Here is a 24,901-nt window from a genome sequence, read left to right as displayed (position 1 = left end):
CTTGGCACATGGTTTGCCGCCCGTCGGAGCTTTACTCCACCCAGGGGCCGTGGCCGCCGATCGAGTCGATGCGGATCCGGGTCAGGAAACCTTCGGGGGCGTTGGGCGGGGGGAAGTGTTCGTCGGAGCCCAGCAGCGCGATGGCCAGGTCCTTGAGCAGTTCCGGCGCCCCGCCCTCGACGATCCGGGCGGTTCCGTTCACCGACAGGTACTCGCGCTGCTGCCCGGGCTTGGGCGAGCCCAGGATGGTCACCGCGACGTTCGGCTCCCGGCGCACGTTACGCACCTTCTTGTAGCTGTCGGACAGGTGCGCGGCCACCAGTTCGTCACCGTCGGCGGTGGACTGAAGGGCCACCCAGACCACCGATACCTGCGGACTGCCGTCGGGGTTGATGGTGACGAGCGTGGCGTCGGCGCCCGCTCCGATCAGGGCACGTGCCGCGTCGTTGAGTGTCATGGCATCTTCTACTCCGTGGTGGCCTGATTCATTCCCGGTAGTGCGGAAAGCAACGCGACCACATCGGTCTCGGTGCGGACCTTGTCGATGCCGACGCTGTGCAGGGGACCGGTGCCGTCTTCGGATTCCAGCAATGCCAACAGCAGGTGCTCGGTCCCGATGTAGTTGTGGCCCAGCCGAAGTGCCTCGCGGAAGGTCAGTTCAAGGACTTTCTTGGCGGGACCGTTGAACGGGACCAGATGGAGTCTCTCGCCGGTGTCGGAAGGCAACTGCACCGCATCGCGGATCGTGGCGGTGTCGATGCCCTGGGCTTTGACGGCGGCGACACCCAGCGATCCCTCATCGGCGAGCAGTCCGAGGATGAGGTGCTCGGGGGTGATCTCGGTGTTGCCGGCGTCGCGGGCGGCATCCTGGGCGGCGACGACGGCAGCGCGGGCCCGCGGGGTGAATCGGGCGAAGCCCTCATTGGGGTCGATGGTGTCGCCCTTGGGTACGAAGCGCTTCTGTGCGGCCTGTTTGGTGACGCCCATCCGGGCGCCGATGTCGGTCCAGGAGGCGCCGGAGCGCCGGGCCTGATCGACGAAGTGGCCGATGAGGTGATCGGCCACGTCGCTGAGGTGTTCGGCGGCCAGCATGGCGTCGGCGAGTTGGTCGAGGGCGTCGCCGTGGACCGACTTGATGGCGCGGATGAGGGTGTCGAGGCTGACGGATGAGGTGGTGTCGCTCATGCGTCAACCGTAGGTTGACTCCCGCGGATCGTCAACTGGTGGTTGACGATTTCGGGTAGCCGCGTCGGACGGCGCGCTCCAGGATCCCCAGGGTGGCGCGTAGCGCGCTCTCCGAGATCACCGGAAAGATGCCGGCCTCACGCCATTTCGGGTCGATCTGTGACCAGTCGTAGAACGACGTGACGACCGTGCCGTCGGCGCCGGGCTCCAGACGGTAGCCGTAGACATGGCCGATCTGCGGTTTGAGCTGGCCCAGAATGGTCCAGGCGATCAGTCGGTCCTGCTCGAATTCGGTGATGCGGACGGTGACGTCGTAGCGGCCCAAGGGGAAATCGTTGAGTGACTCGCGATCCATGTGCACAGTGAAGGTGTCGTCGACCGCCATTACCCGCGGGCCATCGGCGTCCTGCAGCATCCCGGACGAGTCGATCGCCACGTGACCCTGCGGATCGGTCAGCACCGCGAAGATCGCGGCAGCGGGTTCGGCGATGGTGCGACTCACTTCGATGCGTTCTGTCATCGCTGCAGTCTGGCACCCGGCCCTCTCTTTTCGGGCCTACTGTGGAGGCGTGCGTTATCTGGTGATCGGTATCGGCGTGGTGCTGGCGTTCTTCGGAACGGTGTGGGCACTGCAGGGCTTCGGCGCGTTGCAGGGCAGTCCGATGAGCAACACGACCACGTGGTCGATCATCGGTCCCATCACGGCTCTGATCGGGGTGGGCATCGCGGTCTACGCGTTCCGATTGCGTCGTTAGCGTCGCGCCAGCGCGCTCTCGATTTCGCGCACCCGGGTGGCGTCCACGCCCCACGGGTGCGCTACACCGACGCGGCGATCCAGGTCCCACAGCACGCATTGCTCGCCCGGTTCGGCGACCAGCGACCACGCAATGACGGTGCGGCGCAGTTGTTCTGACATCGAGTCGCCGCCGGCGGGTGCGTCCCCGTCCGGGTGATGGTGCAGGAAGCGGCCGTAGGCCCGGTCGCAGAACGTCGCGTAGCGGGCGGTGCAGAGGATGAGCCCGTGCCAGGCCTCGTCGACCGCGTGTGACGGCATGCCGATCACCTGGCCGTCGCGCAGCGCGGCGCCACAACACCTGAGCCATTGCCGCAGACCGGTCTCGACCAGTTCCCGCGGCTGCCACGGACACGTTTTGAAGACGGCGTCGGGCAGGGACAACTCGGCCACCGCCGCACTGGTGTGCCCGAGGTGGGGTGGGCGCCGCTTTCGCACCGTCTCACGATAGTGCTCACACGGTGCCTCGGGCCGCCGTGAAGAAATGGTGACACCGTGGTGAATCGATTGCTGCGTCTGGGCAATATCGGGCTGAGACTGTGCACGGATGCTGAACACCGCCGCGCATGCCCTGCAGCCGGTTGCCGCCCACCGCGGTGACGTGCGCCAGGCCGAGTATTACGTGGATTTGCTCGATGAGCTGCGGGCGGCGGTCACCGAGGATCTCGCGCATCAGCGGGCCTCGCTGGCCAAACGGGAACTCAACCGCGTCGAGTTCGGCGTGAGCCGGCTACAGCGGGCCATCAAGATGAAGGAGGCCGAGCTCGCAACACTCAATCGGCTGGCCGACGCGATCGGTTCGAGGTTTCCGATGGTCTAGAGACCGTCGGAATTCATGCGTTCAGCGGGTAGGCCGACGGAACATCCGCGCGTAGCGTTCGTCCATGGGCGTCATTCTGGTGAGCGTCGTGCTGCTGGTGTGTGTGGCGGCAGCAGTGATGACGGTTCGGCGTCGACGTGCCGACCAACGGGCTCGGGAGACGCCGTTGGAGCGGTACCGCCGTGAGGCCCGCAATCTGCGGAGCACATCCCGTTATGGACGTGGTGCGGCCGGTGGCGCTGCCGGGTTCTGGGGCGCCGGTGGCGCGGGCGGGTCCGACAATGGGCATGGGCATGGGCACGGGCACGGGCACGGCGGATGCGGGGGTCACGGCGGGTGCGGTGGGGGTGGATGCGGTGGTGGCGGAGGTTGCGGTGGCGGCGGAAACTGAAGGCGCGCACAGCTGGTGACCATCGGGAAACGGGTCAGCGCGTTCGACTTCTGAGCTCAGGCGATGGCGCGGTCGTCGGCGCGTGCATGTCGCACGGTCCAGCCGGCTGAACGCAGGCGGTGGCTCAGGCGTTTCGATTCTCGCCGAACATCGCCTGCGTGGCCGAGGCTGGTGGGTTGGACGCTGATGGTGAACGGCCAGTACTCGAGGGCGTCGAAATGCGCCACCGCAAAGACTGTCCGGTGCTCGAGCCACAGGCTTGCAATGTGGCCTAACGGGCGCGGTTGGCCGGGGGCGAGGGCAGACACCAGCGCAGCCAGCGACGAGGGGCCGCTCACCTCGAGGAGATCTGTCATGGGCTCATTTTCTCGTGAAGACGCATGCGGACTCAACCGGTTTTCACTCTGCAATGCGCTGAGCCGCGCTGGAACCCTGGTCGGTGATCAGGAATGCACCTGCCCGGGCATGTAGGTGGGCTTTTCCGGGGGCTTGACGTGCCGACTTTGCGTCGGGTGCGGGGTTGTCGTCGACGGGGTGGTCGTCGCTGGCTCCTGGGAGGTCGGCGTCCACGGAGCCTCTGATGTCCAGGGCTCTTCGGTTGCCGGCGGTGCGGTCGTCGTCGGTGCAACCGTGGTGGCGGGTTCAACGGTGGTCACGGGTGCTTCGGTAGTCGATGGCGAGAGTGTGGTGGATGTCGGCTCCGTTGATTTCGGAACGTACGGAGGGGCGCTGGGTGAATGGAGGAGGACCAGCGCCACACCTCCCGCGACGACCGCGGCCGCTGCCGCGACCATCAGCCCACGAGCAGATACACGCCGTTTCAGCCAGTGACTCACGTTCCGAAGCACGGGCCTGAACTCTACTTCGTTGCGGTGATAATTGACTGGGTAGATGATTGCGACTCGGCCACCCTTTTTGGGCTTCAGCGGCCATCTGTGTGAGTGGTTTATCTATCTGATCAGCACGCGAATGAGGGCACCCACCAGGCCGGCGATCATGACCGCCCCGCTTGCCAGCCAGATGAGAAACGCGGCGAATCCGACTATTTCGCGAACGGGGTTTTCTCGATCAAAGAAGAACTGCATGGTCAGGAAGGAGAGCGCTCGGGCCTGCTGCGCCCCTCGGCATTCCGGGCCATCGACCTGACTCCATACCCCGGTGTTCGGTGATGATCGCGAGTACTGACATGTGTGGTCTCGGAGTGCGCGCGGCGGATGAACATCACGCCGGCCAAGGTGCGCGAGCTGGTACGCCGTCGTGTCCTGAGAGCCGTCGACACCGGGGTGGGTATCTGGGTTGAACCGGCGATCGTCACCGGCTCGGTGTAGTCCTCCCATGATGTCCGGACCGGGTTTGGGAGTCCGGTCCGGACACCTGCCGCGCCCCCGGCTGGCCTGTGCCCACCGCCCACTCCGCGATGTGGATGGCGGCGGGGGAGTCCCATCCGGTTTCTACGAGGCGGATGAATTTGTGACCGACATGGGCCGAGGATTCTGCATGTGACTGGCCACCTCTGGTAGCGCCATCAGTTCCTCGCAAATATCTGTCAGATGCGTCGCGACGCCATAGCAGTAGCTCAAGGCATCGGGTCCCTCGCCCCGAATGTTGTCGAACTTGGCGTGGCTCTTAGCCTCTGGGTTGGTCGGTAGGGGGACTCGCACCCCCCATCGACCGTCGAACCGATTCAGGTAGCACCCCCCACCGCCGTCAGCGAATGGGTCGTAGTGCATCACGCAGTCGCGGTAGTCCGTGAGTTTGGTTCCATGCTCCCTCCAACTTTGTTGCAGTGAGGCGGCGTAGTCGGCGGGCACGGAGTCCGACGTGAGCGCGGACTTTATCGATCGCCATCGACCCGTGTCTCCGCGCGGGGCTGCGTAGTGCTTCCAGAGCACTTTGCGGATCGATTCGTAGATCCGTCTCGCCGCGCCAAGGAACGCATCTAGCTCGTAGTAGATGCGTAACTCGGTGGTTGAACCGCTAATCGCGTCAGAACTGTGGTGCTCCTCAAACCGCGCTCGCACATTCACATACAGCTCTATCAGGCGGTTGAGATGGTAAAGCGCGGTCCGTAGGCAATAGGCCACGTCCTTCTCTTCGTAGAAGTGCCAGGCGCAATGGGACCCGTTCACCATGGACAGTTTCATTGCCCGGTAGTTGGGAAACGTGCCGGCCTGGTCGACAACCTCAAAGACGAAACCCGTATGCACTTTGCGCTGATTCGTCGCCAGCCGCAACAGACCGACAGGCGGCTCTGCGAGACCCTTCTGGGCCTCGATCCCGTGCTCGAATAGATCTGTGTACCGCACGATCCAATTGTGACCTCCTATGAACCGTCCCGGGTTCGATGCCGGCTTCATATTTGAGACATCGCCGGCTGGGACGTCGGTAGGTGAGCGTAGTAGACGCTCTCGAATTCCTCGGGTGGGACGTAGTCCAGGATGCTGTGCAGGCGGCGGTTGTTGTACCAGTCGACCCATTCCATCGTCGCGTACTCGACGTCGTCGAGGGTCCGCAACGGCCCGGACCGGAACGGGCTTCCTGCGCTAATGGCCTCGGTCTTGAACAACCCGATGGTGGTCTCGGCCAGCGCATTGTCGTAGGCATCACCGATACTGCCGATCGAGGCGGCAATTCCCTCCAGGACAAGGGTTCCGCGAATGCGATCGATGTGTACTGCGACCCGGCATCGCTGTGGTGGATCAAACCGTCCGCGACTTGGCGACCGTGATGGTCACGGCGCCACAGGGCCATCTTCAGCGCGGTGGTGACCATCGCGGTGTCCTTGACCTTGGACACCTGCCAGCCCACGATCGCCCGAGAGAAACAGTCGATCACCAACGCGACGTAGACGAACCCCACCCAGGTCGGCACGTAGGTGAAGTCGGTGACCCATTTGCGGTTCGGTGCGGTGGCGCTGAAGTCGCGATCCAGCAGATCGACCGGCCGAGCCGCGCCCTTGTCGGCGACGGTGGTGCGGTGTTTGCGGCCGCGGGTGATCCCCGACAGGCCTTCATCGCCCATCAGCCGTTCTACCGTGCATCGGGCGACCTGGTGGCCCTCTCGGCGCAGGTGGGCGGTCATCTTGCGCCGCCCGTACATCCCCTCGGGCGTGCCGACGGTAGCCAGCAGCGCGTCAGTGAGCTGCGCGTCAGAACGTGTCCGGGCCGAGGGGCCGGCGGTCTTCCAGTTGCGGTAGGTCCGTGGGGCAACCTGCACACCCTGCTCACACAGGATTGCGCAGATCCACTCGACCCGGTATCCAGCCGCCCGCATCTGGTCGATGAAACCGCAGATCAGCTGTGGCGCGGGTCGAGCTCCCGCGCGAAGAAAATCGAGGCCGATTTCAGAATCTCATTGGCCTCCTTGAGATCCCGGACTTCCCGCTCGAGCTCCCGGATGCGCTGCGCCTCAGCCGTCGTGACACCGGGCCGCTCGGCGGCATCAACCTGGGCCTGCAACACCCACCGGCGCAGCGATTCAACACCCACACCAACCTTCGGGCCGATCACCTGGCAGGCGGCATACACAGACCGATACTCACCGAGATGGTCGAGCACCATCCTCACCGCACGCTCACGCTGCTCGACCGGGTAATGCTTGGCCATACTCGCCATCCTTCTCACAGAAGGAAGCGGCATCAAACCCGGGACGGTTCAAACTTGGTCGGGGATCTGTTCAAGGTGACGATTATTTGCAAACGCACCACCGCGTAGCACGCTCAGTAGATTGGATCGTCATCCAAATTGGATTGATTCACACGCCAATGCCGCTGATATCGTTTCAGGATTTGACGGACCAAATCGCCGAACCAGGCCGGAGCTTGCGGGCTTACATAGACCGCTTCGATAAGAGTATTTAGGTCTACAGAGATTTTTATACCAGGCGGGTAGTCATACGTTTCAAAGTCGTTTCCACCGGCACCCGCATTGGTGCAGACGGCCCGTAGCTCCCTCTCGTGCTCAAAGCTCTTCCTCTTGCACATCACAGGATCGAATAGATTCGAGTTCGGGACGATGTCTGTTTCATAGTTGATGTAGGACACGGTACCCACAAATATCGAGGTCTCAGCCTTAAAACACTGGGTGAGGCGTTTGTACGTAGATTTGATTGCAAGGCCTTGTGGTTGGCCGCTTTGATACAGGGACCACATCGCCGCCGACTCATGTTCGTTCATGTGCCAACAGTTGAGGTATGTCCATCTGCGCCACAATGTTCGAACTTGCAACCTCTGGTCCCGCGACTGCTTTAGAAGGTGCTCCCGTATCTCGTCGGTAATATCGGGAATCTGGTGCATGGACGCCTGTAGGATGAGTTCATTCAACGTGTGTGTTGGCTTTGATATTGATCCCTCAAACTTGTCGGACATTTGAGTTACGGCCGAGAAATAGAGGGCTTCCGACTCAAGAAGCGAAAGAAACTTAGGTAGATCCATATATCGCCAAATTGCGATGTCGGGGTTGGTCGGAGCGTGAAATGACTCATGCGACTCGTGCACAAGTGCGAATTCTACAACTGGCCTCTGTCATATCGTGGCGATGACTTGCCGACCCCGACCGCCCTAGCCGCACGGAGCGCCGGCCGCCGAGGGAATTGAACCCCCCCCTAGTGGCCGGCACCCGCGTTCGGCTAAGCCTGACCCTCAAGTTTCTTGCGGAGCGGCTCTAGCTGCTCCCGCATCTGTTCATTGGTGAAACCAAGATGTCCGCCGTCGGTGACGCTGCCGTCAACGAACCCGGACTGCTCGTCGGTGACCTTGTAGACCCCGGGCTTGCGCTGGGGCCATGTAGGTCGGTTGAACGCCTGAATCGTCTTGTCGGCCTTGATGGCGCGCAACTCGGGGTGCATCAACTCCTGCTGCGCTGGTGACAGCAGTGCTGCGCCCCGCTGTGCGCGTATCCCAAGCTTTTTCGCCGCATCTTGCGCATCTGCGGTCTTCAGACCATGTATCCCGGCGATCTTCGCCATTGATATCCACCCTTGTGGCATGAACCACAACCTCTCAGTAAACGACGGAAAGCGCAGTTCACTGAGGGTGCGGACCATCCGCAGGCGTCACCGGATCACCGGAACCGCTGCGCGGCCCCGGTGAGGGTGTCTAAGCTCTTGGTGGTATCGCCAAATACACGCAGAGCCCTGACGGAGGAACCGCTCCGGCCAGGGCTTTCGCGTTTCCGAGCTGGCAATTTGCCAGCCAAGACAAGCGTAGAGCACACACCGACATTGGACGTGTCAGGTTTGAATTACAATTTTTATCCACAGGTATGTTTCACGGTGTGTTGTCGCAGGTCATAGGCCAAAAATGAGCCTCTGTGAAACATTTTGGCGAAAAGTCGATGTCGGGCACTGGGTGTATAGTGCGCGATTTTGTCGCAAATGCCAAGCATATCCGGCATTTTTAGCCAGCGCTTAGTTTCATCGCTGGTGGGTGCGCTTCTCCGATTTTCAGAGCGCCGGCCGCACGGCATTCCGTGGGCACCACCACGGTCGAGCGGCCGGCAGCTAGCTCAGGCGCCGGTACAGCTCGCGACTGACCTCCGCGATACGGTCAGCCGCCTCATCGAGTAAGCGCTCGCACTCCTCGGGGCTGAGCGTGTCCTTGTCGTCGTCGGTCACGGCTCGAAAGTATCAATGACGTGTCGCCGCGGTCGATGCATTTTGGGACGCAAACAGAACCACCCCCGGCCGTAAGGGCTGCCGGGGGTGGTCTGATCGGTGTTGGCTATGGGAGTTCTGGGTCCAGGCCCGCAAGGTGACGTCTCGCCGCTCTGATTGCGTCCGCTTCGGTGTCTCGACATTGAAGGGGTACCTCGACCCAGTTGTCGGATTGGGTGGGTGGTTCCCGCAAAACCCAACCGCCAAGGATTTCATGCGACGTGGTGGCTTTAAACAGCTCCTGGCGTTGCACCACAGGCGCCCCAGTTGGGTTGTTGGCCTTGGTGTTCCATCCGTCGAAATCGTTGCCGAAACAGACGCGGATCTCGACGTCGCTCACGTCCGCACTCATGCCCAAACCTCCACCGCTGGCGTTTCCAAAATCTGCTGGAAGTATGGCACGAGGCTGACCGCCGCCGGTGCGACAAACACCGACATTGCCCTCACTGGTCTGCCGCCGCGATCAGGGCCTCACCCAACCGTCGTGCGGTCTCCCGGGTGATCACCTCGCCGTTGTGGGTGACGCCCTTGAATGTGGTGCCGTCGTCCCGTGTCCACCCGCAGGTACCGACTGTGGCCGACCAGGACCACGGTTCGGTCTGCTCGATCGTGGTGACCGGACCGTCCCATTCGCAGTCGCGGGTAGTGGAGTCGACGGGATACGCCGTCCATGAGGCGTCGGTGTCGATCAGGGGAGTGGTCAAAGGTGGCCCTCTCGTTAGGGGCTACCCGAACCGCTGTTGCATGAATGTTGCATGCGATCTAGTGAGAAACTCTAACTAGTGCCGCTGACCTGCAAGGATCGTGGTGCGCGATACTGGGATTGAACCAGTGAAATTGCTTTGCTACCGTAGAGTGATTACCAGCGAAAACAGAGGATCTGCCTGCGCCATTGCTGGTCAGTGTAGCGGCAGTGTTCGGAAAGTTGTAGAGGGGTTGTTACAGTTTCTTAGCCCAAGTGTGGCCCACGCTGGCCCACGGCGCACTCGGATCTGTCCCTTCCATGAACGGGGTAGTACGTGACAACTCGCAAGAAGCGTCAGCCCGGCACCTTCGGCGCGGTCGAGACTCTTCCGTCCGGGAGAATCCGAGCGCGTTACCGTGGACCCGACGGACGCCGCTACACGGCCCCCACCCTGTTCCTGTCTGCGAAGGACGCACGCTCCTGGCTTGCCCTGCGCCAAGCCGACATCATCAAAGGCAAGTGGCTGCCACCGGGCGCGGCGGACAGGCCGCAGAAGATGATGACGTTCAGCGCCTACGCCGAGTCGTGGCTAGAGCACCGGGATCTTAAGCAGCGGACGTATGAGCACTACTCGTCGCTGCTCGACAAGCACATCCTCCCGACGTTCGAAGACATGCCGCTGGTGTCGATCACCCCCGACGACGTACGGGCATGGCACTCAGCGTTTGGCACCGCAACACCAACTCTTCGCAGCCACAGTTACGGGCTCTTGCGAACAATCCTTAATTCGGCGGCCAGTGACGGGAAGATCGCCACTAACCCGTGCACCATCCGCGGCGCCTCCAGCGCGAAGCGCGCGCACAAGATCAGGCCGGCCACCCTAGACGAACTTGCGATCATTACGCGGGAGATGCCCGAACACCTCCGCTGCATGGTTCTCCTCGCAGGATGGGGAGCGCTTCGCTTCGGCGAGTTGACAGAGTTGAGGCGCCAAGACTGCATCATCGTGGAGCCGACCGAAAGCGAAGTCGCGGACGCGAAAGCGAAGGGCGAAGATGCTCCCGAGCCCTACGGCATCATCCGCGTGGAACGTGCAGTAGTCCGGACGGAGAACGGTTTTGAGGTCACCACTCCAAAATCCGACGCGGGAATCCGCGACATAGAGCTACCGCCGCACCTCATCCCGGCGCTGAAGGACCACCTCGAACGGCTTACCGCACCTGGGCACGACTCCCTGCTGTTTCCCGCGCAGGGCGGACAACACCTTGCCCCCGCCAGCCTGTATCGACATTTCTATCCAGCACGTGAAGCTGCTGGGCGAAAAGACCTACGCTGGCACGATTTACGTCATTCAGGAGCCGTTCTGGCCGCAGTCGCCGGGGCCACCCTAGCGGAGCTGATGCAACGCCTCGGGCATAGCACCCCAGCAGCAGCGCTGCGGTATCAACATGTTTCAGCCGGACGCGACCGGCAGATTGCCAAGCTGTTGTCGGGGATGGCGGGCAACCCGAAGCAGTAGGCCGTTCGCGGTCAGGCTGCACATTTGTGCACCCTCCACTCGCACCGGCGACACGCTAGGAAACAAAGTGCGGTTTACTACGAACATTCGGCAGATTCTCGTGCTTTACTGAGAGCACGCCAACGTGGAGCGGTCAATCTACGGGCTAGCTCTATCGGGTTCACACCTGGTGCTAGCCATACGCCAACGCGAGCGGTCAATCGTCGGGGAGTGAGGAAAGCTAACCCGCTTTCCAAGCTCAGGGACACGCACCCCATGCGGTAGCTATACCCCCCCAATTGACCTTCTCACCCGTTGGAGTACACGTTTCATGGCAACATCGCCGACCCTAAACCGTCATACCCGACGACACCCGAAACAGCACGAAGACGCTGTCACTCAACGGCGTTGGGCATCTATGCAGCAGTGCGCCGAATACATGGGTGTCACCCTGCGCACAGTCCGCGAATGGATCACCCAGGGCAAAATCCAGGGATACCGAATCAACGCCCGCGTCATACGCGTTGACCTGAACGAAGTTGACGCAGCCTTCCAGCCGTTCGGCGGTGGCATCTGACATGTCCCTAGAGAACAGAAACGGCCTCGCTCCCAACGAGGCCGCCTCCACCGCACACCAGTACCCCAATCCTACGGCACCCGTGCGTTGCCGCCGCTGCAAGCGCGTCCTTCGCTCTGATGTGTCGGTAACCCGCGGATGCGGTTGGCGCTGCGCTGCGCATCTGCGCCACCAGCAGGGCGTGGCAGCATGACGCGCCACTTCGTCCGGCGCTTCGTCGGGTGCGGGATGACTCCGCAAGCACCCCAGGATCGCCTTAGCCAGTCCAAGCGGCGGCAGGAAGCCGCGCGGCGTTTGCCATCGCTCGACTGCGGCTGCGGACCGGACCCATGGCTCTGCCGCTGCACCGAACCCCCGCTGTCCGAACGCGCGATCAATGGATGGCGCGATGCAGCGCAATACGTCCTAGCGCAGGGCAAGACGCCCCTCGTACCGCTTGAGGCGTTGCGCGCGTTACATCGACGTGGCGGCCAGGACCGTGAGCTAGCAGTCCAGCTGTGGGATCTCACCAATGGGGAGGTCGCGTGAACGCGCCCGCAGAAGTAGAGACCTTGCTCTCGGGCTTACTCAATGCGGCGACGCTCGACCGCATGACATTCCCCGCACTCACTGAGCATGTGCCGGGCATCATCGTGGAGGGCTTCACGCTATTCGGTGGTCCACCCAAGGTGGGCAAGAGCTGGATGGTGGGCGCGATCGCGTGCGGGATAGCCAGCGGCGGTGTCGTTCTCGGGAAAATCCCAGTAGAGGGGAGGCCCGTCCTCCTCGCGTCGCTGGAGGATAGCCCACGGCGTTTGCAGTCGAGGTTGCGGAAAATAATGCGGGGCCAACCTCTTCCGGAGCGGCTGGACATACTCACCGATGTCAACCCGCTGGTCCTCCTAGCCACCATCACCGAGTGGTTGCAGCGGTGGGGACATCTGTCTCCGACGGTCATCCTGGACACCCTCGGGAAGGCCCGGCGTGCATCCTCCCCGAACGGAAACCAGTACCAAGAGGACTATGGGTTCGCGGGCAGTATCAAACATGCCATTGACGCCTTCCCTGGGTCCGCGCTCATCGCTGTGCATCACACGAGGAAGCAAGGCGCAGATGACTTCCTGGACACCGTGAGTGGTACGCAAGGCATAGCGGGTGCCGCCGACTCCGTTGTGGTGCTCTCCCGGAAGCGTAAGAGTGACGAAGGCATCTTGTCGGTGACCGGCCGTGACATTGAAGAGAATGAATACGCTGTCCGCACTGAAGCGGGGTTGTGGTCTCTTGATGGTGACGACATCGCAGCCGCGGCAGCGACGATCACGACCCGCAGGGAACAGGCCGCCCAAAACCGTATGGGGGATCGATCGTTTGATGCCTTGAAGTTCGTGAACAGTCGAGTGACTACGAAGCCGGCCGAGCTAGCCGAGCATCTCGGCATAGACAACAAGATCGCCGGGAATCTCTTGGCGAAGCTGTTCGACCGCGAGCAGATCACGAAAACGTCGTGGGGCACCTACGCGCCGATAAGTGGTGAAACGGGTGAAAGCAATGAAACCCCTGCTCGGGGCCTATTTGCCGATTCCAGCAATGTGGTGAAACTCGGAATTCACCACAGCGGTGGTGAAAACGAATCTGCCGATCGACCTGGGGATTCACCACATTCACCCGTTTCACCACCCACCTGTTCTTGCGGCGCAGCTCTCGTCCTAGAAGACTCACTGAAGTCCGGGCAGTGCATGGAGTGCTACATGTCCGGAGGTGCCCAATGAGCGAGCTGCATTACTGGCGAGAGCTCTCATCGGAGGCGCAGGAACAACTACGCCAGATCACCCCGAGGTTCGTTGGACTCGTCCCCGGTATCGGCCCGGACGGCACCGTCAACGACGGTGTAACCGTTGCCGCCCTAGTGGAGTTCCTCAACATGGAGGCCGCCCTCAACGAGGAGTACACCTACTGGCAGAGGCTCTACAACGAGGTGCTGGAGGCATTCGCCGACTGGCAGAGTCGCACCCGCCGCACGTATGTGCGGAATGGATGGCCCTGGACGACGGACGAACTGAATCGACGTTCCCGGCTCTGGGGGCACGAATGAGCAGCGCAGACTGCCCCCGCACACCGGCGGCTTCCGGCATATCCCCGTCACCGAAGTGCACGCGCGAAGGGACATCCCGTGACCACACCTGACCGGCCGCATATGACCGACTACGCACGAGCTGCCCGAATCTGCCTGTGCCTCATGGACCAAGACATCGACCGCTTTAACCGCATCATCACCGAAATCAACACCGAAGGCACCGGAAATCTACTGATCGCAACCTTCGCCGAGCTTCTCTACTCCAACATGCGACAGCCCGCGAAGACCATCGCCGAGATCCGCGCAGCGTGGGAAGGGGTTGTTGCGCTGGAACAGTTGGAGTCCGGTCATGACGGTTGACGGCAAAGAGCCGTGCCAAAACGGCAATCCGGGCGCCCGGTCGCTGGAATCGCGGATCACGCAGCGCATCACCCCCGACGGATCGGCCATCATCTCGCCGCGAATAGCGCGATGGCTTGAGCAGCGCGCCGGCATGACCGAGGACCGACGTATCCGACTGCGCGACACGGACCCGGAGGCATACGTCGCGTTCGCAGCGCTCCACCTCGCCGCCTGCCATTCCGACTGCGGAACAAATCAAGTTGCGGGACAACAGAACGCGGCAGAATCGGAGATGTGGTTAAGCACCAGACAAGCAGCCAAAGCACTGCACGTCACCGACCGTTGCGTCCGCAACTGGTGCAAAACCGGCCGGCTCCATGCCCAATTCGTCGGAGCCCGTTGGCTCGTCAACCGCAACAGCATCGCCCTAATCGCCTGAAAGAGAACACACCATGAGCCTCGAAGACCTCGATACCGAAGTCGCGGGATACCGCGCCCAAGCCGAACAACTCACCGACGAGTTCAAACTCGCACACGCCGAGATCGAATCAGACCCCCGCCTGTCGGCCGACGGCAAGCGGGAACAACTCGAACCGTTACACGCAGATGTCGTCGAACAAATCAACGCCCTCCGCGACCGTGAAAAAGCCGCTATCAGAGGCAAGAAAGCAAACCTAGAACGGCGACTCTTCGGCCTATCATCCACGGCCAGCAACGATCCCGCCAAGCTCGTCAGCTTCCGCGACGCACAATCCCGCGCCCGCCAACTCGAAGACGCCGACGACGCCGCCGAACTGTACGAATCGGCGAAACGCTCCGGCGACACCATCCTCGCCACGGCCGTACTAGAAAAGGCACTCGTACGCGGCTGGTCCAACATCAAAGAGGACTACTTAGCCACCAACACGACGGCGCGTAAAGACCTCGATGACCTCGCCGCCCTCGCCAAGTACACCGACAACAGCCTCATGAATCTGGTCCACTACGTCCCGCCCGCATTGGATCTCCCACACTCCGCGGGCTTCCCCAACGTCCCGGTCTTGCACGCCAGCCGGGCACCACAAGGACCACGCCCACTGCGCCCCGGGTTCGGGACTCGCTAACCCCGTCTCACCCAGACATCCAACGAACCAACGAAAGGTGACACACACATGACCGAGACAACCCGCCCAGACACTCGCCCGCACCGCGGCGGACCGCCACCCTACGACGGCCCCATGGTCCGGCTCCACAACCCACAGACCGGCGTCCAGATCCTCACCAGCGAAGACAAAGCCGCCCGGCTTATCTCCCAAGGAGACTATCGAGAAGGGGCACTACCGACTCTCAAAGCCCCGATCGAACAGCAAGCAGCGCGGTAAACCAAATGAACTACAGCGGCGCGGGCGTCAACCCAGTCAACCTTTCCCGGGAAGGCCGACCAAGACGGATGCGCGCACTAGGAATCCAGAGCCGGACCTGCGCCCCGCCGCTGCACTCACCACCACGCAAGCCTCTGACCTGCGGAAACACCTGGGGGAGGCCCCCTCACCGCCCGACCTGCGCGACCTCTCGGTGGGGTCGCGGTGTGTGTGTGACCCCCCCTACCCCCTACGGACTGAGAGGGCGGCTGAATGCCGAAATATGAGTCTTTGAATGAGGCGATGGCCGCCAGGGACGAGTTGGCGGAGGCTGAGATCCGCTACAGGCTGCTTGCTGAGACGTTCGAGGCGAAGCCGCAGTTGCGGGCGAATTTGAATCCTGCGTTGGAGCGGGCGAAGGCGGAGATTGTTCGGTTGCGGGCTGCTGTGCCGGCAACTGCGGGTGACCCGGATTCCGGCAAGGTTGTTGCGTTCGATGCCAACCGCTTCCGTAAGTCGGATGTGAAGGGAAAGGCGAACAATGGCTGAAGAACTGGGCTACTACACTTTACCGGTCATAGCCAGCTTCGATGGCATCGACAAGCAGGTCAACTCGAAGCTGTCGAAGGCTTTCGGGGTGGCTGGGAAGCAGGCTGGCGCCGAGATGGCCAAGGGTGCCGGCGAGGGCCTGAAGGTGCTTGAGGTTGAGGTTGAGAACGCGACGAAGTCGTATCAGAAGCTGCGCGATAAGGCTGCTGATGCACTGGGCAAGATCACTGTCGAGGAGGCGAAGCTCGCCAAGGCCCGTGATGCCGGTAAGGCCGATCAGATCACCGCGGCTGAGGAGCGGTTGGCGAAGGCTCGCCGTGATTCGGCCCGTGCTACCCGTGATGCTGAGGATGGGCACAAGTCCCTCATAGATGCCCAGAAACGACTCGGTGCAGGTACGGATGATCTGGGTGGCAAGTTCGGGAAGCTATCCGGGTTGGCGGGTGGTGCAGGCACGGCGATGGCCAGTGCTGGCGCTCTCGCTGGTGGTGCCGCCCTGGCTGGGATCGCCGCTCTTGGTGCTGGTGTGCTCACGGCCGGTAACCGCCTGTATGAGTTGGGCGCCCAGTTCGATGACCTGTCGGACACGTTGCAGACCAAGACGGGGTTGTCGGGGAAGGCTCTGGATGATCTGAAGGGGTCGGTCGAGAAGCTCGGCACGACGGATGTGCCGTCTTCGTTCGCGCAGATCGGCGATGTTGCCGCGGAGGTGACCCGGAACCTGCATTTGACGGGTAAGCCGTTGGAGGACATCACGTCCCGGCTGGCGAACTTGCAGCGGATGGGTAAGGACGTTGACATTCGCTCGTTTAGCAAGGCTGTCAAGGGTTTCGGGCTGGATGCGCAGGGGCAGGTGGGTGCGATCAATGCCCTGAACGAGATCAGCGGTAAGACTGGTTTGTCGATCGATGACATGACCGGGTCACTCGTGACTAACGGTGCAGCCCTTCGGACGTTGGGGTTGGATTTCGCGGATGGTGCCGCGCTGGTAACCACTTTCGAGGATGCTGGTCTAGACGCGGACACGATGCTGAAGGGCCTGAAGAAGGGTTCCGTCGAGTTCGCGAAGGACGGCAAGACCGCTTCCCAGGGGATCCACGACACCATCACCGAGTTGCAGAATCTGATTGCGGCTGGCGATGAGGTGGGGGCCCAGAACCTCGCGAACAAGGTGTTTGGGGCGAAGAACGGCCAGAACTTTTTCGACGCCATCAAGAACGGAAAGCTTGACCTTCAGTCGCTTTCGTCATCTTTGAGCCTGACCGGCTTGGATATCAACGATGTCTCGGCCAATACTGCGGATTGGTCGGAGCGTTGGCAGCTTCTGAAGAGTGACGTTGAGCTTGCGTTGGAGCCGTTGGCCGGTGAGGTTTTCGATGGTGTGAACGAGCAACTTACCCAACTGGCGGATTGGGTGAAGGGTCATAAGTCGGAGGTTATCGACTTCTTCACCGGCATTGGTGACGCGGCGATCACTGGTGCTGATTTCGCGCTGGACGCTGTCGGGCAACTGGCTCAGGGGGTCGGGCAGTTCATCGAACCGTTCGGTGACATCGAGGGCGCGATGCTGGACTTCCAGGCTTTCCAGGCGAAGATCCGCGGCGACTTTGACACTGAGCGTGAGTTGAAGGCGCAGGCGCAGGAGGCGTACGGGTGGGGTGAGAGCCTCGATAAGGCCGGGCAGTCGATGCGTGACTTCGATCCGCAGGCGTTGCGCGACAAGTTGCATGACGTTGCCGGTGATGCGAAGGCCGCCGCGGGTGAGAACGACAAGCTGAGTACGTCGATCGGTGGTGTCGGCGATTCGATCAACAAGCTCCCGAAGGAGTTGCCGACCTGGTTCGGGCCATTGGCGACGGGCACCGGTCCGGGGCAGACGACAAACCCGTTGGACGTCATCGGCGGCGGCCCTGGCAGCAGTGTCCTTCCTGGCGGCCCGCTGCTCGCGCCAAACGGAACACCTCTGCGGCCTTCTGGCAGCGGCAATGGCGTCGGACTGAACCTACAACTCGCCGCCGCGAACGCCGCCAACAACGAAGCGCTGTGGGACCGGATCGCAGTGCCCGAGTCGAGCGGCAACTGGCAGGACAACAACAGCGGCAACCATTCAACGAGTTCCGGTGCCCCCCGCGGCGGCCTGCAGATCACCGACGGCACATGGAATGCCTACGGCGGGCCGGAGTTCGCACCTACCGCGAATCAGGCGACCAAGGAACAGCAGATGGAGGTCGCCAACCGGATCGCCTTCACAGGCTACAAGGGGACCAAGCCGCAGGGGTTGGGTGCGTGGGAGACGGTTGCGAAAGGCATGGTGCCCGGGGTCTCGGTGGACACCAAACCTGACCCCGCGACGTCGCTGTCTGCTGCTCTGCCGCCCACCGGGAATCTGCCTGATGTACGTGGTGCGCATGAACAGCTCGCGGACGTCCTCGCCTTAGCGCAGGCACAGTTCCCGGGATTGCAACTGACGGCAGGCCGTGACGATCACTCGAAGGACGGTGGCTACCACCCCCGCGGTGAGGCCATTGACATCGGCGGTGACCCGGCATCAATGAATGCCCTGTCGAACTACCTGACGCAGAACTTCGCACCGTACCTCGCTGAGGTGATCCACAAGGGTGCCGGTGTCACCCAGAACGTTAAGGACGGGAAGCTCACCCCTGCCATCGACATGCCTGGGTCCATCTACTCGACCGCCCAAGCAGGCAACCACGACGACCACGTCCACATCGCAATCAAAGACGATATGGCCGCCGCTTTCGAACAGGCACTCGGTCTGGCCCCGGGCGGATCGACGACGCCGTTAACCCTCGGTTCGGGCAGCGCCTCGGGAGTGAGTCTGCTGAGCGCGGGGACGCCCGGATTCAATGAGTACGGGGAACCTGGCACGTATGTGACTGACCCGAAGGCGATCCGTCAGGCTCAGCAGGCGATCGATGATGCGAATGAGCGGGTTAAGCGCGCCGATCAAGCTGTAGCGGAAGCTGAGGCACGTAAAGCGGAGTTGGATGCCGACGCTTCGGAGTCGCAGAAATTGTCCGCCGAGAACGCGTTGGAGAACGCGAAAGCGGATGCAGCGAGGGCGCGTCGTGAAGCTGAGGACGCGAAGACTGACGCCGCGACGACCGCTCAGGGCAAGTTCACCGCAGCGAAGGAAGCCAAAAAGTCCAGTAGCGGTAAGGGTGGTTTCGATCAATTTGGTGGGCTCGGATCGATCTTCGGGTCCGCGCTGAAGGAGACCCTCGGCATCGACGGCTCATTCTTCCCGGACATCTCGAATTCCATGCCGATGCAGATGCTCAACGCCGGCCTCAACGCCTTCCAAGGCCCCCTGCAGGGCTTGGTGGATGGGCAGTTGGGGATTCAGCAGCCCGGATGGCAGCCGGGAATGCCCGTCAATGGTGTCGCTAACGACACCGGGATCGGCACGTCCAATGCGGCCTTCGGGATGCCTGATGTCGCGGTGCCCCCGATGCCGCCGGGTGACCAGCACATCGGCCCCGGCGGACCCGCCGCGCCAGGACCGGTGCAGAACATCACCGTCGACCAGTCGGTCCACGGGAACGTCGGATCCTCCCCTGAGGAACTGTTCAAGACGCGCGATCAGGGCCTCGCTAGGGCCATGCCGAGAATGCCGAACATCCGATGAGTGATTAGGGCGGATTTGATGTCATATCGAAGCCATTTCGGACTTGCGGGTGGGCGCTTGATGGATAAATTGTCCGGATGGGCGACGGGCAAAGTGAATCATGACCGCGTTCGTAGTCTATGGTCCGCTGATTCCCAGCCCCGGCCGCACAAGAATGACACTGGACGAACTTCGGGGGCTTGCGGGGCTCGACGCGGGCCGAATCGCCTTGCTGGACGAACTCGATCGGTTCACGAATCTCGTCTCAAAAGTGGTGCCCATATGTGCGATATGGGTATCGGGCAGTCTGCTCACAGACAAGCCGAACCCCAGTGATGTTGACGTACTCCTAGTGTTCAATGAAGACCATGTAGCGGCTCTGGCGGGCGTTTCCTCAAAACGCCTGGTCACAACACAGGGCCTGCAGGAATTGGCAACGCGCCGAGGTTTGAACGTGGATGCCTACGCCCTGGTTTGGAGAGCAAGGCCCGAGGTCAGCCCTGGACGAGCTGACGAGCAATACTTGAAGTACCGGGGGTATTGGGATGACTTTTGGATGAGACTGCGCACAGTCCCGAAGACCGAAAATCCAACTAGAGCGTGCGCACTTCCCCGGCGGGGGTATGTGGAGGTGATCCTAAATGGCTACGCCTGACGATGACTCTGCCTGGATGGACAGCTTCATGGAAGATCTCGCCGCGGCGCCGGCTGATCAGTTTCCTGACTGGGAGGATGGTAGCGACCTTGCACGGTTGCACGTGCAGGCATTTGTCCGTGACCACGCGGGAGGCTTTGAGCTTGGCAGTTCGCGAGGGGCCTTACGCCTTAGCGGCGGTGGGGTGCAGGGTCACACGGTCAGCATCAGTGATGCTGGTGTGATCCTGGCTAGTTTTCAGACGTTGGTCACATCTGCGGGAGCCTCGAGCGAGGGGGTAACCCATCCACGCGGCAGGGTGCCAGATGAAGTGCTGGCTCGGACGAAGCTGTTGTTGAACGCCTCTCCGGGGCCGGGATCTGTTGTCCTTGACTTCGAACCAGCGGTGGACGAGGCGGCGGAACGGTACCCCGATGGACAGGCCGCGGTCGAAGAGATCACCCCGTTGATCGAAACGAGCATGGACATCGCTTTCCAAGTATTGGAATTGGCGGGTAACGCAAATGTGGGAGAACTGGCAGACGAGAAGTTCAGGCAATGGGGTCCACGGGTGGCGTCAGCAGCACGCGAATTGGCAGATGCTGCGGCGAAGGCCGATATCGACATCAACGCTGCGTGGGAGAAACCGTCTGTTGGCCGTAGGCGGGTAAATGCAACTGCCGTTCAATTGGCGGCACTCAAAGCCATACTCAAAAGCCGTGGACTCGACAGCCCCGAGGAAGTGCTGGAAGGTGTGCTGCGGACCGTAAGCGATCGGCGGAAGATCGAGTTAGAGGTGCGGAGTTGGGCCGAATCCGACGACGAATCGGAGTCGGATTCGGCTGTAGATTCGACAGTCGACGATCAGGTGCGCGTCGTGCCAATTAAAAGGGGCACAGTGTCTTTCACTGGATTCAGCCTCGGCGACCGTGTGTCGATAAGGGTGAAAGTTAGAGTTTTGCACCGTCCCGGCAGCGCAGATATGAACGAGTACACCGCTGTGGGCGTACAGAGGGTCGGCAAGCCGACACTCCCCAAGTGACACGGTCGAACGTATGATCGAACGGTGGGTGAGCTGCAAGCCATCGGGTACAGCGGCCAACCCGTCCGCCCGGTGTTCCGGAAGGTCGACCCGCCCCACACGGTCCTGATCGACCTGGGTCGACTGTTCCCGCGGGAGCCGCACAGCACGGGTCGGTATCACCCGTTTGGGCTCCAGATGCACGGCATCGTGGAGGGTGAGTTGACGTGCTGGGGTGCCTGCGAGCAGGGCGCCTGGTGGGGCCTGGTGACCTACCCGATCAAGTTCGGGCCCACCTCTCGGCCCGTCACGCATTGGGTGCCGGCCTGGACGCTGAAGCTGAAGCCCTGACAACTAGATTGGCAAATCAATGTCGTTCGTTCGGTGGAATTCTGCGAAGTCTGCGCACAGTAATTAAGGGTTCTGGATAGCCTCCCCGGCTATGACTGCCGCGACATCACCAGGCTGGTATCCCGACCCCACCACAGGCCAGCAGCGCTACTGGGACGGCGCAGCATGGGGACCACCAGCACCACCAGCACGACCAGCAGAACGCCGATTCACCATCCACTACGGTTTCGCGCTACTAGCAATCTTCTCCCTCCTTGGCACCCTGCTATTTGGCCTCCCACTGCTGGCGCAGGCCGGGGACAAGGACACCGGCGGAGTCGCGTCAGGAATGGGCATTCTGTGGATGCTGTGGGGTGGGATGTGGACGGTGATATGGACGGCGTTTGCTATTCAGCACACGCTCCGCGGCCGACGCGGATAGCGCGCCGCTCAGGGGAGGCACTGTTAGTAACTTCGTGTCCGAGAAGTGCGAGCCGTGGCACTTTGTCGGTTGAGTGCAGGGGGCCCGATTTGAAATCGGGGAACCCACCGCGGAAGGGTGAGATTTCGGGATCGGACACCCTTGGGGGCGCACCCCATCCCGGACAGTGGTTGAGGATCGCATCTCAAATGCGACCAAAGTTCGGGGGGGCGCATTTGCGACCCCTACTGAACGACTCGGGCAGGACGGCAAGACCTATAGGGGACCGGGCCCAGGGGGTTGCTGAAAGGCGTTGACCAGTAGTTATGTTTGTTGCTGTTCGATCCTTTCTAGAACTTCGCGTATCGCCCGCAGCTCGGCGATCACGGCGGCGATATCGGCGCGGGTGGCGGGCATAGACTCCGAGCGCGGAATTTCCGCCATCGGTCCCGGTGGCTTGGGCCGAGGTGGTGGGGGTGCCGCTTGCATGTTGTATGGAAACTCGCTCATGCCGTCCAGCGTCGCACCGTCCGCAGTTCGCCCGCAGTGTGTTCGAGAAGTTCGAACCCTGTACCTGCCAACGCTGGTCAAGACTATTTTGTCGACGTCAGCAAGATTGCTTCTTTCCCAGAGCCGGGGAAGTTGTGTTCTATAGAACATATGCTTCGGGTTCTGTAGACACCCAAGCAAGTGACGACTTGTCACTGACCCCGCTTCCTGGGTCGCGTTTGAAACGCGACCCTTGCTCGGATCTGAATTCCGACCAAAATCCCTGGCCGGAACCATTTTGTCGACGTCAGCAAAATGATCCATCAGGGGTCGGGTTTGAGATCGGACCCTTTTTATCTGAACCAGTAAAAAGCCTGGCCAGCCAAAGTTGTCGGCGTCGGCAACTTGGTCCCCGGGCATCCGTGGTCAACCTGACCACGGATGAAGGGTGTCCGTTGTTTCGGACACCCCCGGCGGTCGAGCAGGCTCACGGTCTTGGTCGCGTTTGAAATGCGACCAAGCTGAACAAAGGGTGTCGGCGGCCATGGACACCCTTTGGGGGGTTAGCGGATTAAGACGCAAACAGAAAGCGGGGGCACTCAGTGAATACCCCCGCTACTGTCCGCTACTCCGATCTAGTCCTCTGGCTCCTTTGTCTGTTCGTACAGCTTCGATAGATGCTCCACCAACTCGCCGACGTCCAGGTCGGGAATCGCGCCGGTATTGAGGGCAAAGTGGGTGAGGAACCACTTGAGCCGCTCACGCTCCGCGTCCCAGTGGAGGCGGTTGGACACCCGGCAGCAGTCGACACAGGCCATGTCGAGCCACCACAGGCCGGTCTCCGCGTCCTCGTATTCGGTGTCGCTGAGCTGCTTGGCGACGACGTGTCCCTTCTTCTCGTTCTGGCTCCAGTTCTTGGGCTGATGCGGGTCGAAATCGATCGTGACTTCGGCACCGCACAGGGCAGTGACTTTCTTGTGCCCTTCGTCCCACGCTGTTTTCGCTTCGCTGGGGTAGTACCGGTGACGCAGGTACGGGTTTTGCGGGTGCAGCTGTCGGTACTTCCGTCGAAGCTCTTGAAGGTATTCCCCGGTGTACGGGTACTTGCTCTTGTCTTCGTCCCCCAGGGCGATGCGCTGGCGCTCCTCATCCCAGTCACGGAACTTGTCCTCATCGGCTCGCAGTACCGCATGGCGAGTGCGCTCTCCACACGCAGCGCACTTCAACGACTTCGTTTCACGCCACCCCTCAACCTTCCCCTGCTCGCTGTAAGCGCCGTTGGGATCCTGAGTTGAGGCGTAGTAATTCGCGCTGACCGTCCGCAGGTTGCCGCACGTGCAGCAGAGCGCTTGGACCTGAACGGGCCGGCGGCGATCCTTGGAGGGCTCGCTGCGAGCGATACGACGGGAGTGCGAATAGTCCAGCTCCCGGCCCTGTCCGCGGTTCGCCCGGCACAACTGGCCGGGGTCGGAGCGGCAGAACGGGCAGCGGTACTTGAGTGCCTGTTCTTGGGTTCGTCGCGCCTCCGTGATGTGGGGGGCTTCATACGTGGTCATCGCTGCACCCACCCGTCCAGCTCGGCGACGCAGGCCAATAACGCGGCAGCGAGTTCGCGCGCCTGGTCGATATTCAGCTTCGGTAGGCAATCACGGTCACCCTGGCGGACGTAGATCCCGGGCGACTCCAACGGGGTGTCTTCGATAGTGCCATCTGCCAGTTGAGTGACCGTCGCGTAGACGGTGGCCTCGTGATCGGTGATGTGACGGTCATAGCCGCAGATCAAGCGATAGGGCTGGTGATCCTCGATGTGGTTTTCCCAGTCGCCGATCATTTCGGCGCCGGGCGGGGGAGTGATGGACGGAAGTGTTGCGCCGTTTTCGCGCATAGCGGTACTCTCCTATTGGTTTCAGAGCGAATCCCCCGGCAAGGGGATGAAGTTCCAGAAGGCGGTTCCCCGGCAAGGGATCCGCCTTCAGTCATTTGAGGGGCAGCGGCAACCACCCCGGTCAAACGCGCAGACGACAAAGAGCAGTCAGTGACGAGGTGTCACTGACTGCCGAGGTTGGTGGTGCGCGAGCCCAGGGGAGTGGTGGCCGGGACATCGGGGGCTACCTTCCGCGTCGCCGGTAGCTCCGCAATCGGTTAGCCCATATCTGGCCCATTCGGCTTGTTCTCGTCCGGGGTTATGCGGTCTGAACTGTGCCTATTGTGGTGCGCGATACTGGGATTGAACCAGTGACCTCTTCCGTGTCAGGGAAGCGCTCTCCCGCTGAGCTAATCGCGCCGGGTCCAACTTGGAGGTGGAGACGGGAATCGAACCCGTGTGCACGGCTTTGCAGGCCGTTGCCTCACCACTCGGCCACTCCACCGCTGGGGTTGATGCCATTCGCACCTTCGAGCGGATGACGGGATTCGAACCCGCGACCCTCACCTTGGCAAGGTGATGCGCTACCAACTGCGCTACATCCGCGTGCCTCGGGTGAGATCGTCACC

At 61.8% G+C, this 24,901-nt stretch carries 30 protein-coding genes, 3 tRNA genes and 1 pseudogene; 17 read left to right on the top strand and 17 right to left on the bottom strand.

Annotation, left to right across the window (positions count from 1 at the left end; genetic code table 11):
• Positions 1-31: 31 nt before the first annotated feature.
• From QN239_RS20470 to QN239_RS20460, 3 genes are read right to left on the bottom strand one after another with little or no spacing between them, the layout of a single operon-like run.
• Positions 32-457, bottom strand: a complete 426-nt coding sequence (locus QN239_RS20470) for a PPOX class F420-dependent oxidoreductase (protein WP_499013065.1) — start codon at positions 455-457, stop codon at positions 32-34.
• A gap of 8 nt (positions 458-465) precedes the next feature.
• A complete protein-coding gene (locus QN239_RS20465; RefSeq protein ID WP_499013063.1) occupies positions 466-1,185 on the bottom strand; it encodes a Clp protease N-terminal domain-containing protein in 720 nt (239 codons plus the stop codon).
• A gap of 31 nt (positions 1,186-1,216) precedes the next feature.
• Positions 1,217-1,705: an SRPBCC family protein gene (locus QN239_RS20460; RefSeq protein ID WP_499013062.1), complete on the bottom strand. Its 489-nt coding sequence runs from the start codon at positions 1,703-1,705 to the stop codon at positions 1,217-1,219.
• Between the two features lie 49 nt (positions 1,706-1,754).
• Here QN239_RS20460 and QN239_RS20455 point away from each other — a divergent pair, with 49 nt between their 5' ends.
• Positions 1,755-1,940 carry a hypothetical protein gene (locus QN239_RS20455; protein WP_167158898.1) on the top strand — a complete coding sequence of 62 codons (186 nt, stop codon included), beginning with the start codon at positions 1,755-1,757 and terminating at the stop codon, positions 1,938-1,940.
• Here the strand turns inward: QN239_RS20455 and QN239_RS20450 are convergent.
• Positions 1,937-2,416: a UCP032817 domain-containing protein gene (locus tag QN239_RS20450; RefSeq protein ID WP_499013061.1), complete on the bottom strand. Its 480-nt coding sequence runs from the start codon at positions 2,414-2,416 to the stop codon at positions 1,937-1,939. The two genes, QN239_RS20455 and QN239_RS20450, sit on opposite strands and share 4 nt — an antisense overlap.
• Before the next feature lie 109 nt (positions 2,417-2,525).
• Here QN239_RS20450 and QN239_RS20445 point away from each other — a divergent pair, with 109 nt between their 5' ends.
• Positions 2,526-2,798 (top strand): hypothetical protein, encoded by a 273-nt coding sequence (locus QN239_RS20445; protein WP_499013059.1) that lies wholly within the window; start codon positions 2,526-2,528, stop codon positions 2,796-2,798.
• A 182-nt stretch (positions 2,799-2,980) separates the two neighbouring features.
• Positions 2,981-3,208 carry a hypothetical protein gene (locus QN239_RS20440; protein WP_499013058.1) on the top strand — a complete coding sequence of 76 codons (228 nt, stop codon included), beginning with the start codon at positions 2,981-2,983 and terminating at the stop codon, positions 3,206-3,208.
• Between the two features lie 37 nt (positions 3,209-3,245).
• On the opposite strand, the gene QN239_RS20435 is transcribed toward QN239_RS20440, so the two are convergent.
• Both QN239_RS20435 and QN239_RS20430 read right to left on the bottom strand, forming a co-directional pair.
• Entirely contained in the window at positions 3,246-3,545 is a 300-nt protein-coding gene (locus QN239_RS20435; RefSeq protein WP_499013056.1) for a hypothetical protein, read from the bottom strand.
• Between the two features lie 87 nt (positions 3,546-3,632).
• A complete protein-coding gene (locus tag QN239_RS20430) occupies positions 3,633-3,845 on the bottom strand; it encodes a hypothetical protein (protein WP_499013055.1) in 213 nt (70 codons plus the stop codon).
• A gap of 285 nt (positions 3,846-4,130) precedes the next feature.
• Between QN239_RS20430 and QN239_RS20425 the strand changes: the two genes are divergently transcribed.
• Positions 4,131-4,358 carry a hypothetical protein gene (locus QN239_RS20425; protein ID WP_499013053.1) on the top strand — a complete coding sequence of 76 codons (228 nt, stop codon included), beginning with the start codon at positions 4,131-4,133 and terminating at the stop codon, positions 4,356-4,358.
• Positions 4,359-4,640: 282 nt separating this feature from the next.
• Here QN239_RS20425 and QN239_RS20420 read toward each other — a convergent pair whose 3' ends face one another.
• The 6 genes and pseudogenes from QN239_RS20420 to QN239_RS20395 form a co-directional block, all read right to left on the bottom strand.
• A complete protein-coding gene (locus QN239_RS20420; RefSeq protein WP_499013052.1) occupies positions 4,641-5,495 on the bottom strand; it encodes a hypothetical protein in 855 nt (284 codons plus the stop codon).
• Positions 5,496-5,542: 47 nt separating this feature from the next.
• Positions 5,543-6,794 (bottom strand): annotated as a pseudogene (locus tag QN239_RS20415) (IS3 family transposase).
• 113 nt (positions 6,795-6,907) lie between these two features.
• Positions 6,908-7,363: a hypothetical protein gene (locus QN239_RS20410; protein WP_499013050.1), complete on the bottom strand. Its 456-nt coding sequence runs from the start codon at positions 7,361-7,363 to the stop codon at positions 6,908-6,910.
• A gap of 452 nt (positions 7,364-7,815) precedes the next feature.
• Positions 7,816-8,154 carry a hypothetical protein gene (locus tag QN239_RS20405; RefSeq protein ID WP_499013048.1) on the bottom strand — a complete coding sequence of 113 codons (339 nt, stop codon included), beginning with the start codon at positions 8,152-8,154 and terminating at the stop codon, positions 7,816-7,818.
• Between the two features lie 754 nt (positions 8,155-8,908).
• Positions 8,909-9,193 carry a hypothetical protein gene (locus tag QN239_RS20400; protein WP_499013047.1) on the bottom strand — a complete coding sequence of 95 codons (285 nt, stop codon included), beginning with the start codon at positions 9,191-9,193 and terminating at the stop codon, positions 8,909-8,911.
• Positions 9,194-9,284: 91 nt separating this feature from the next.
• On the bottom strand, positions 9,285-9,545 hold the full coding sequence (locus tag QN239_RS20395) for a hypothetical protein (RefSeq protein WP_499013046.1): 261 nt from the start codon (positions 9,543-9,545) through the stop codon (positions 9,285-9,287).
• A gap of 315 nt (positions 9,546-9,860) precedes the next feature.
• Here QN239_RS20395 and QN239_RS20390 point away from each other — a divergent pair, with 315 nt between their 5' ends.
• From QN239_RS20390 to QN239_RS20330, 13 genes are all read left to right on the top strand, one after another.
• Entirely contained in the window at positions 9,861-11,045 is a 1,185-nt protein-coding gene (locus QN239_RS20390; protein ID WP_499013044.1) for a tyrosine-type recombinase/integrase, read from the top strand.
• A gap of 397 nt (positions 11,046-11,442) precedes the next feature.
• Positions 11,443-11,601 carry an excisionase family DNA-binding protein gene (locus QN239_RS20385; RefSeq protein WP_499016885.1) on the top strand — a complete coding sequence of 53 codons (159 nt, stop codon included), beginning with the start codon at positions 11,443-11,445 and terminating at the stop codon, positions 11,599-11,601.
• A 524-nt stretch (positions 11,602-12,125) separates the two neighbouring features.
• Entirely contained in the window at positions 12,126-13,349 is a 1,224-nt protein-coding gene (locus tag QN239_RS20380; RefSeq protein WP_499013043.1) for an AAA family ATPase, read from the top strand.
• Entirely contained in the window at positions 13,346-13,672 is a 327-nt protein-coding gene (locus QN239_RS20375) for a hypothetical protein (RefSeq protein ID WP_499013042.1), read from the top strand. Before QN239_RS20380 ends, QN239_RS20375 begins: the two co-directional genes overlap by 4 nt.
• 78 nt (positions 13,673-13,750) lie before the next feature.
• The gene (locus QN239_RS20370) at positions 13,751-14,014 is read left to right on the top strand and encodes a hypothetical protein (RefSeq protein ID WP_499013040.1); all 264 of its coding nucleotides are present in this window, start codon (positions 13,751-13,753) and stop codon (positions 14,012-14,014) included.
• Positions 14,004-14,435 (top strand): helix-turn-helix domain-containing protein, encoded by a 432-nt coding sequence (locus QN239_RS20365; RefSeq protein WP_499013038.1) that lies wholly within the window; start codon positions 14,004-14,006, stop codon positions 14,433-14,435. Before QN239_RS20370 ends, QN239_RS20365 begins: the two co-directional genes overlap by 11 nt.
• Before the next feature lie 13 nt (positions 14,436-14,448).
• Positions 14,449-15,099, top strand: a complete 651-nt coding sequence (locus tag QN239_RS20360; protein WP_499013036.1) for a hypothetical protein — start codon at positions 14,449-14,451, stop codon at positions 15,097-15,099.
• 510 nt (positions 15,100-15,609) lie between these two features.
• Positions 15,610-15,885, top strand: coding sequence for a hypothetical protein (locus QN239_RS20355; protein WP_499013035.1), 276 nt, complete (start codon positions 15,610-15,612; stop codon positions 15,883-15,885).
• Entirely contained in the window at positions 15,878-19,534 is a 3,657-nt protein-coding gene (locus QN239_RS20350; RefSeq protein ID WP_499013033.1) for a transglycosylase family protein, read from the top strand. The genes QN239_RS20355 and QN239_RS20350 overlap by 8 nt, the downstream gene beginning before the upstream one ends.
• Before the next feature lie 100 nt (positions 19,535-19,634).
• Positions 19,635-20,168, top strand: a complete 534-nt coding sequence (locus QN239_RS20345) for a DUF6932 family protein (protein WP_499013032.1) — start codon at positions 19,635-19,637, stop codon at positions 20,166-20,168.
• 16 nt (positions 20,169-20,184) lie between these two features.
• Positions 20,185-21,189 carry a hypothetical protein gene (locus QN239_RS20340; protein WP_499013030.1) on the top strand — a complete coding sequence of 335 codons (1,005 nt, stop codon included), beginning with the start codon at positions 20,185-20,187 and terminating at the stop codon, positions 21,187-21,189.
• 24 nt (positions 21,190-21,213) lie between these two features.
• Positions 21,214-21,519 carry a hypothetical protein gene (locus QN239_RS20335; protein WP_499013028.1) on the top strand — a complete coding sequence of 102 codons (306 nt, stop codon included), beginning with the start codon at positions 21,214-21,216 and terminating at the stop codon, positions 21,517-21,519.
• Between the two features lie 91 nt (positions 21,520-21,610).
• On the top strand, positions 21,611-21,940 hold the full coding sequence (locus QN239_RS20330) for a DUF2510 domain-containing protein (RefSeq protein ID WP_499013027.1): 330 nt from the start codon (positions 21,611-21,613) through the stop codon (positions 21,938-21,940).
• A gap of 1,103 nt (positions 21,941-23,043) precedes the next feature.
• Here the strand turns inward: QN239_RS20330 and QN239_RS20325 are convergent.
• From QN239_RS20325 to QN239_RS20305, 5 genes are all read right to left on the bottom strand, one after another.
• Positions 23,044-23,964 carry a DUF6315 family protein gene (locus QN239_RS20325; protein WP_499013025.1) on the bottom strand — a complete coding sequence of 307 codons (921 nt, stop codon included), beginning with the start codon at positions 23,962-23,964 and terminating at the stop codon, positions 23,044-23,046.
• Entirely contained in the window at positions 23,961-24,293 is a 333-nt protein-coding gene (locus QN239_RS20320) for a hypothetical protein (protein ID WP_499013024.1), read from the bottom strand. The genes QN239_RS20325 and QN239_RS20320 overlap by 4 nt, the downstream gene beginning before the upstream one ends.
• Positions 24,294-24,617: 324 nt before the next feature.
• A tRNA-Val gene (locus QN239_RS20315) sits at positions 24,618-24,692 on the bottom strand.
• A gap of 11 nt (positions 24,693-24,703) precedes the next feature.
• Positions 24,704-24,777: transfer RNA gene (locus tag QN239_RS20310), tRNA-Cys, on the bottom strand.
• A gap of 28 nt (positions 24,778-24,805) precedes the next feature.
• Positions 24,806-24,878: transfer RNA gene (locus QN239_RS20305), tRNA-Gly, on the bottom strand.
• Positions 24,879-24,901 lie beyond the last annotated feature (23 nt).

This window comes from Mycolicibacterium sp. Y3 (assembly GCF_051188035.1).
Classification (GTDB): domain Bacteria; phylum Actinomycetota; class Actinomycetes; order Mycobacteriales; family Mycobacteriaceae; genus Mycobacterium; species Mycobacterium fluoranthenivorans.
Note: the sequence above shows the minus strand (reverse complement) of the source record. Positions and strands in the feature narration are given on the sequence as shown.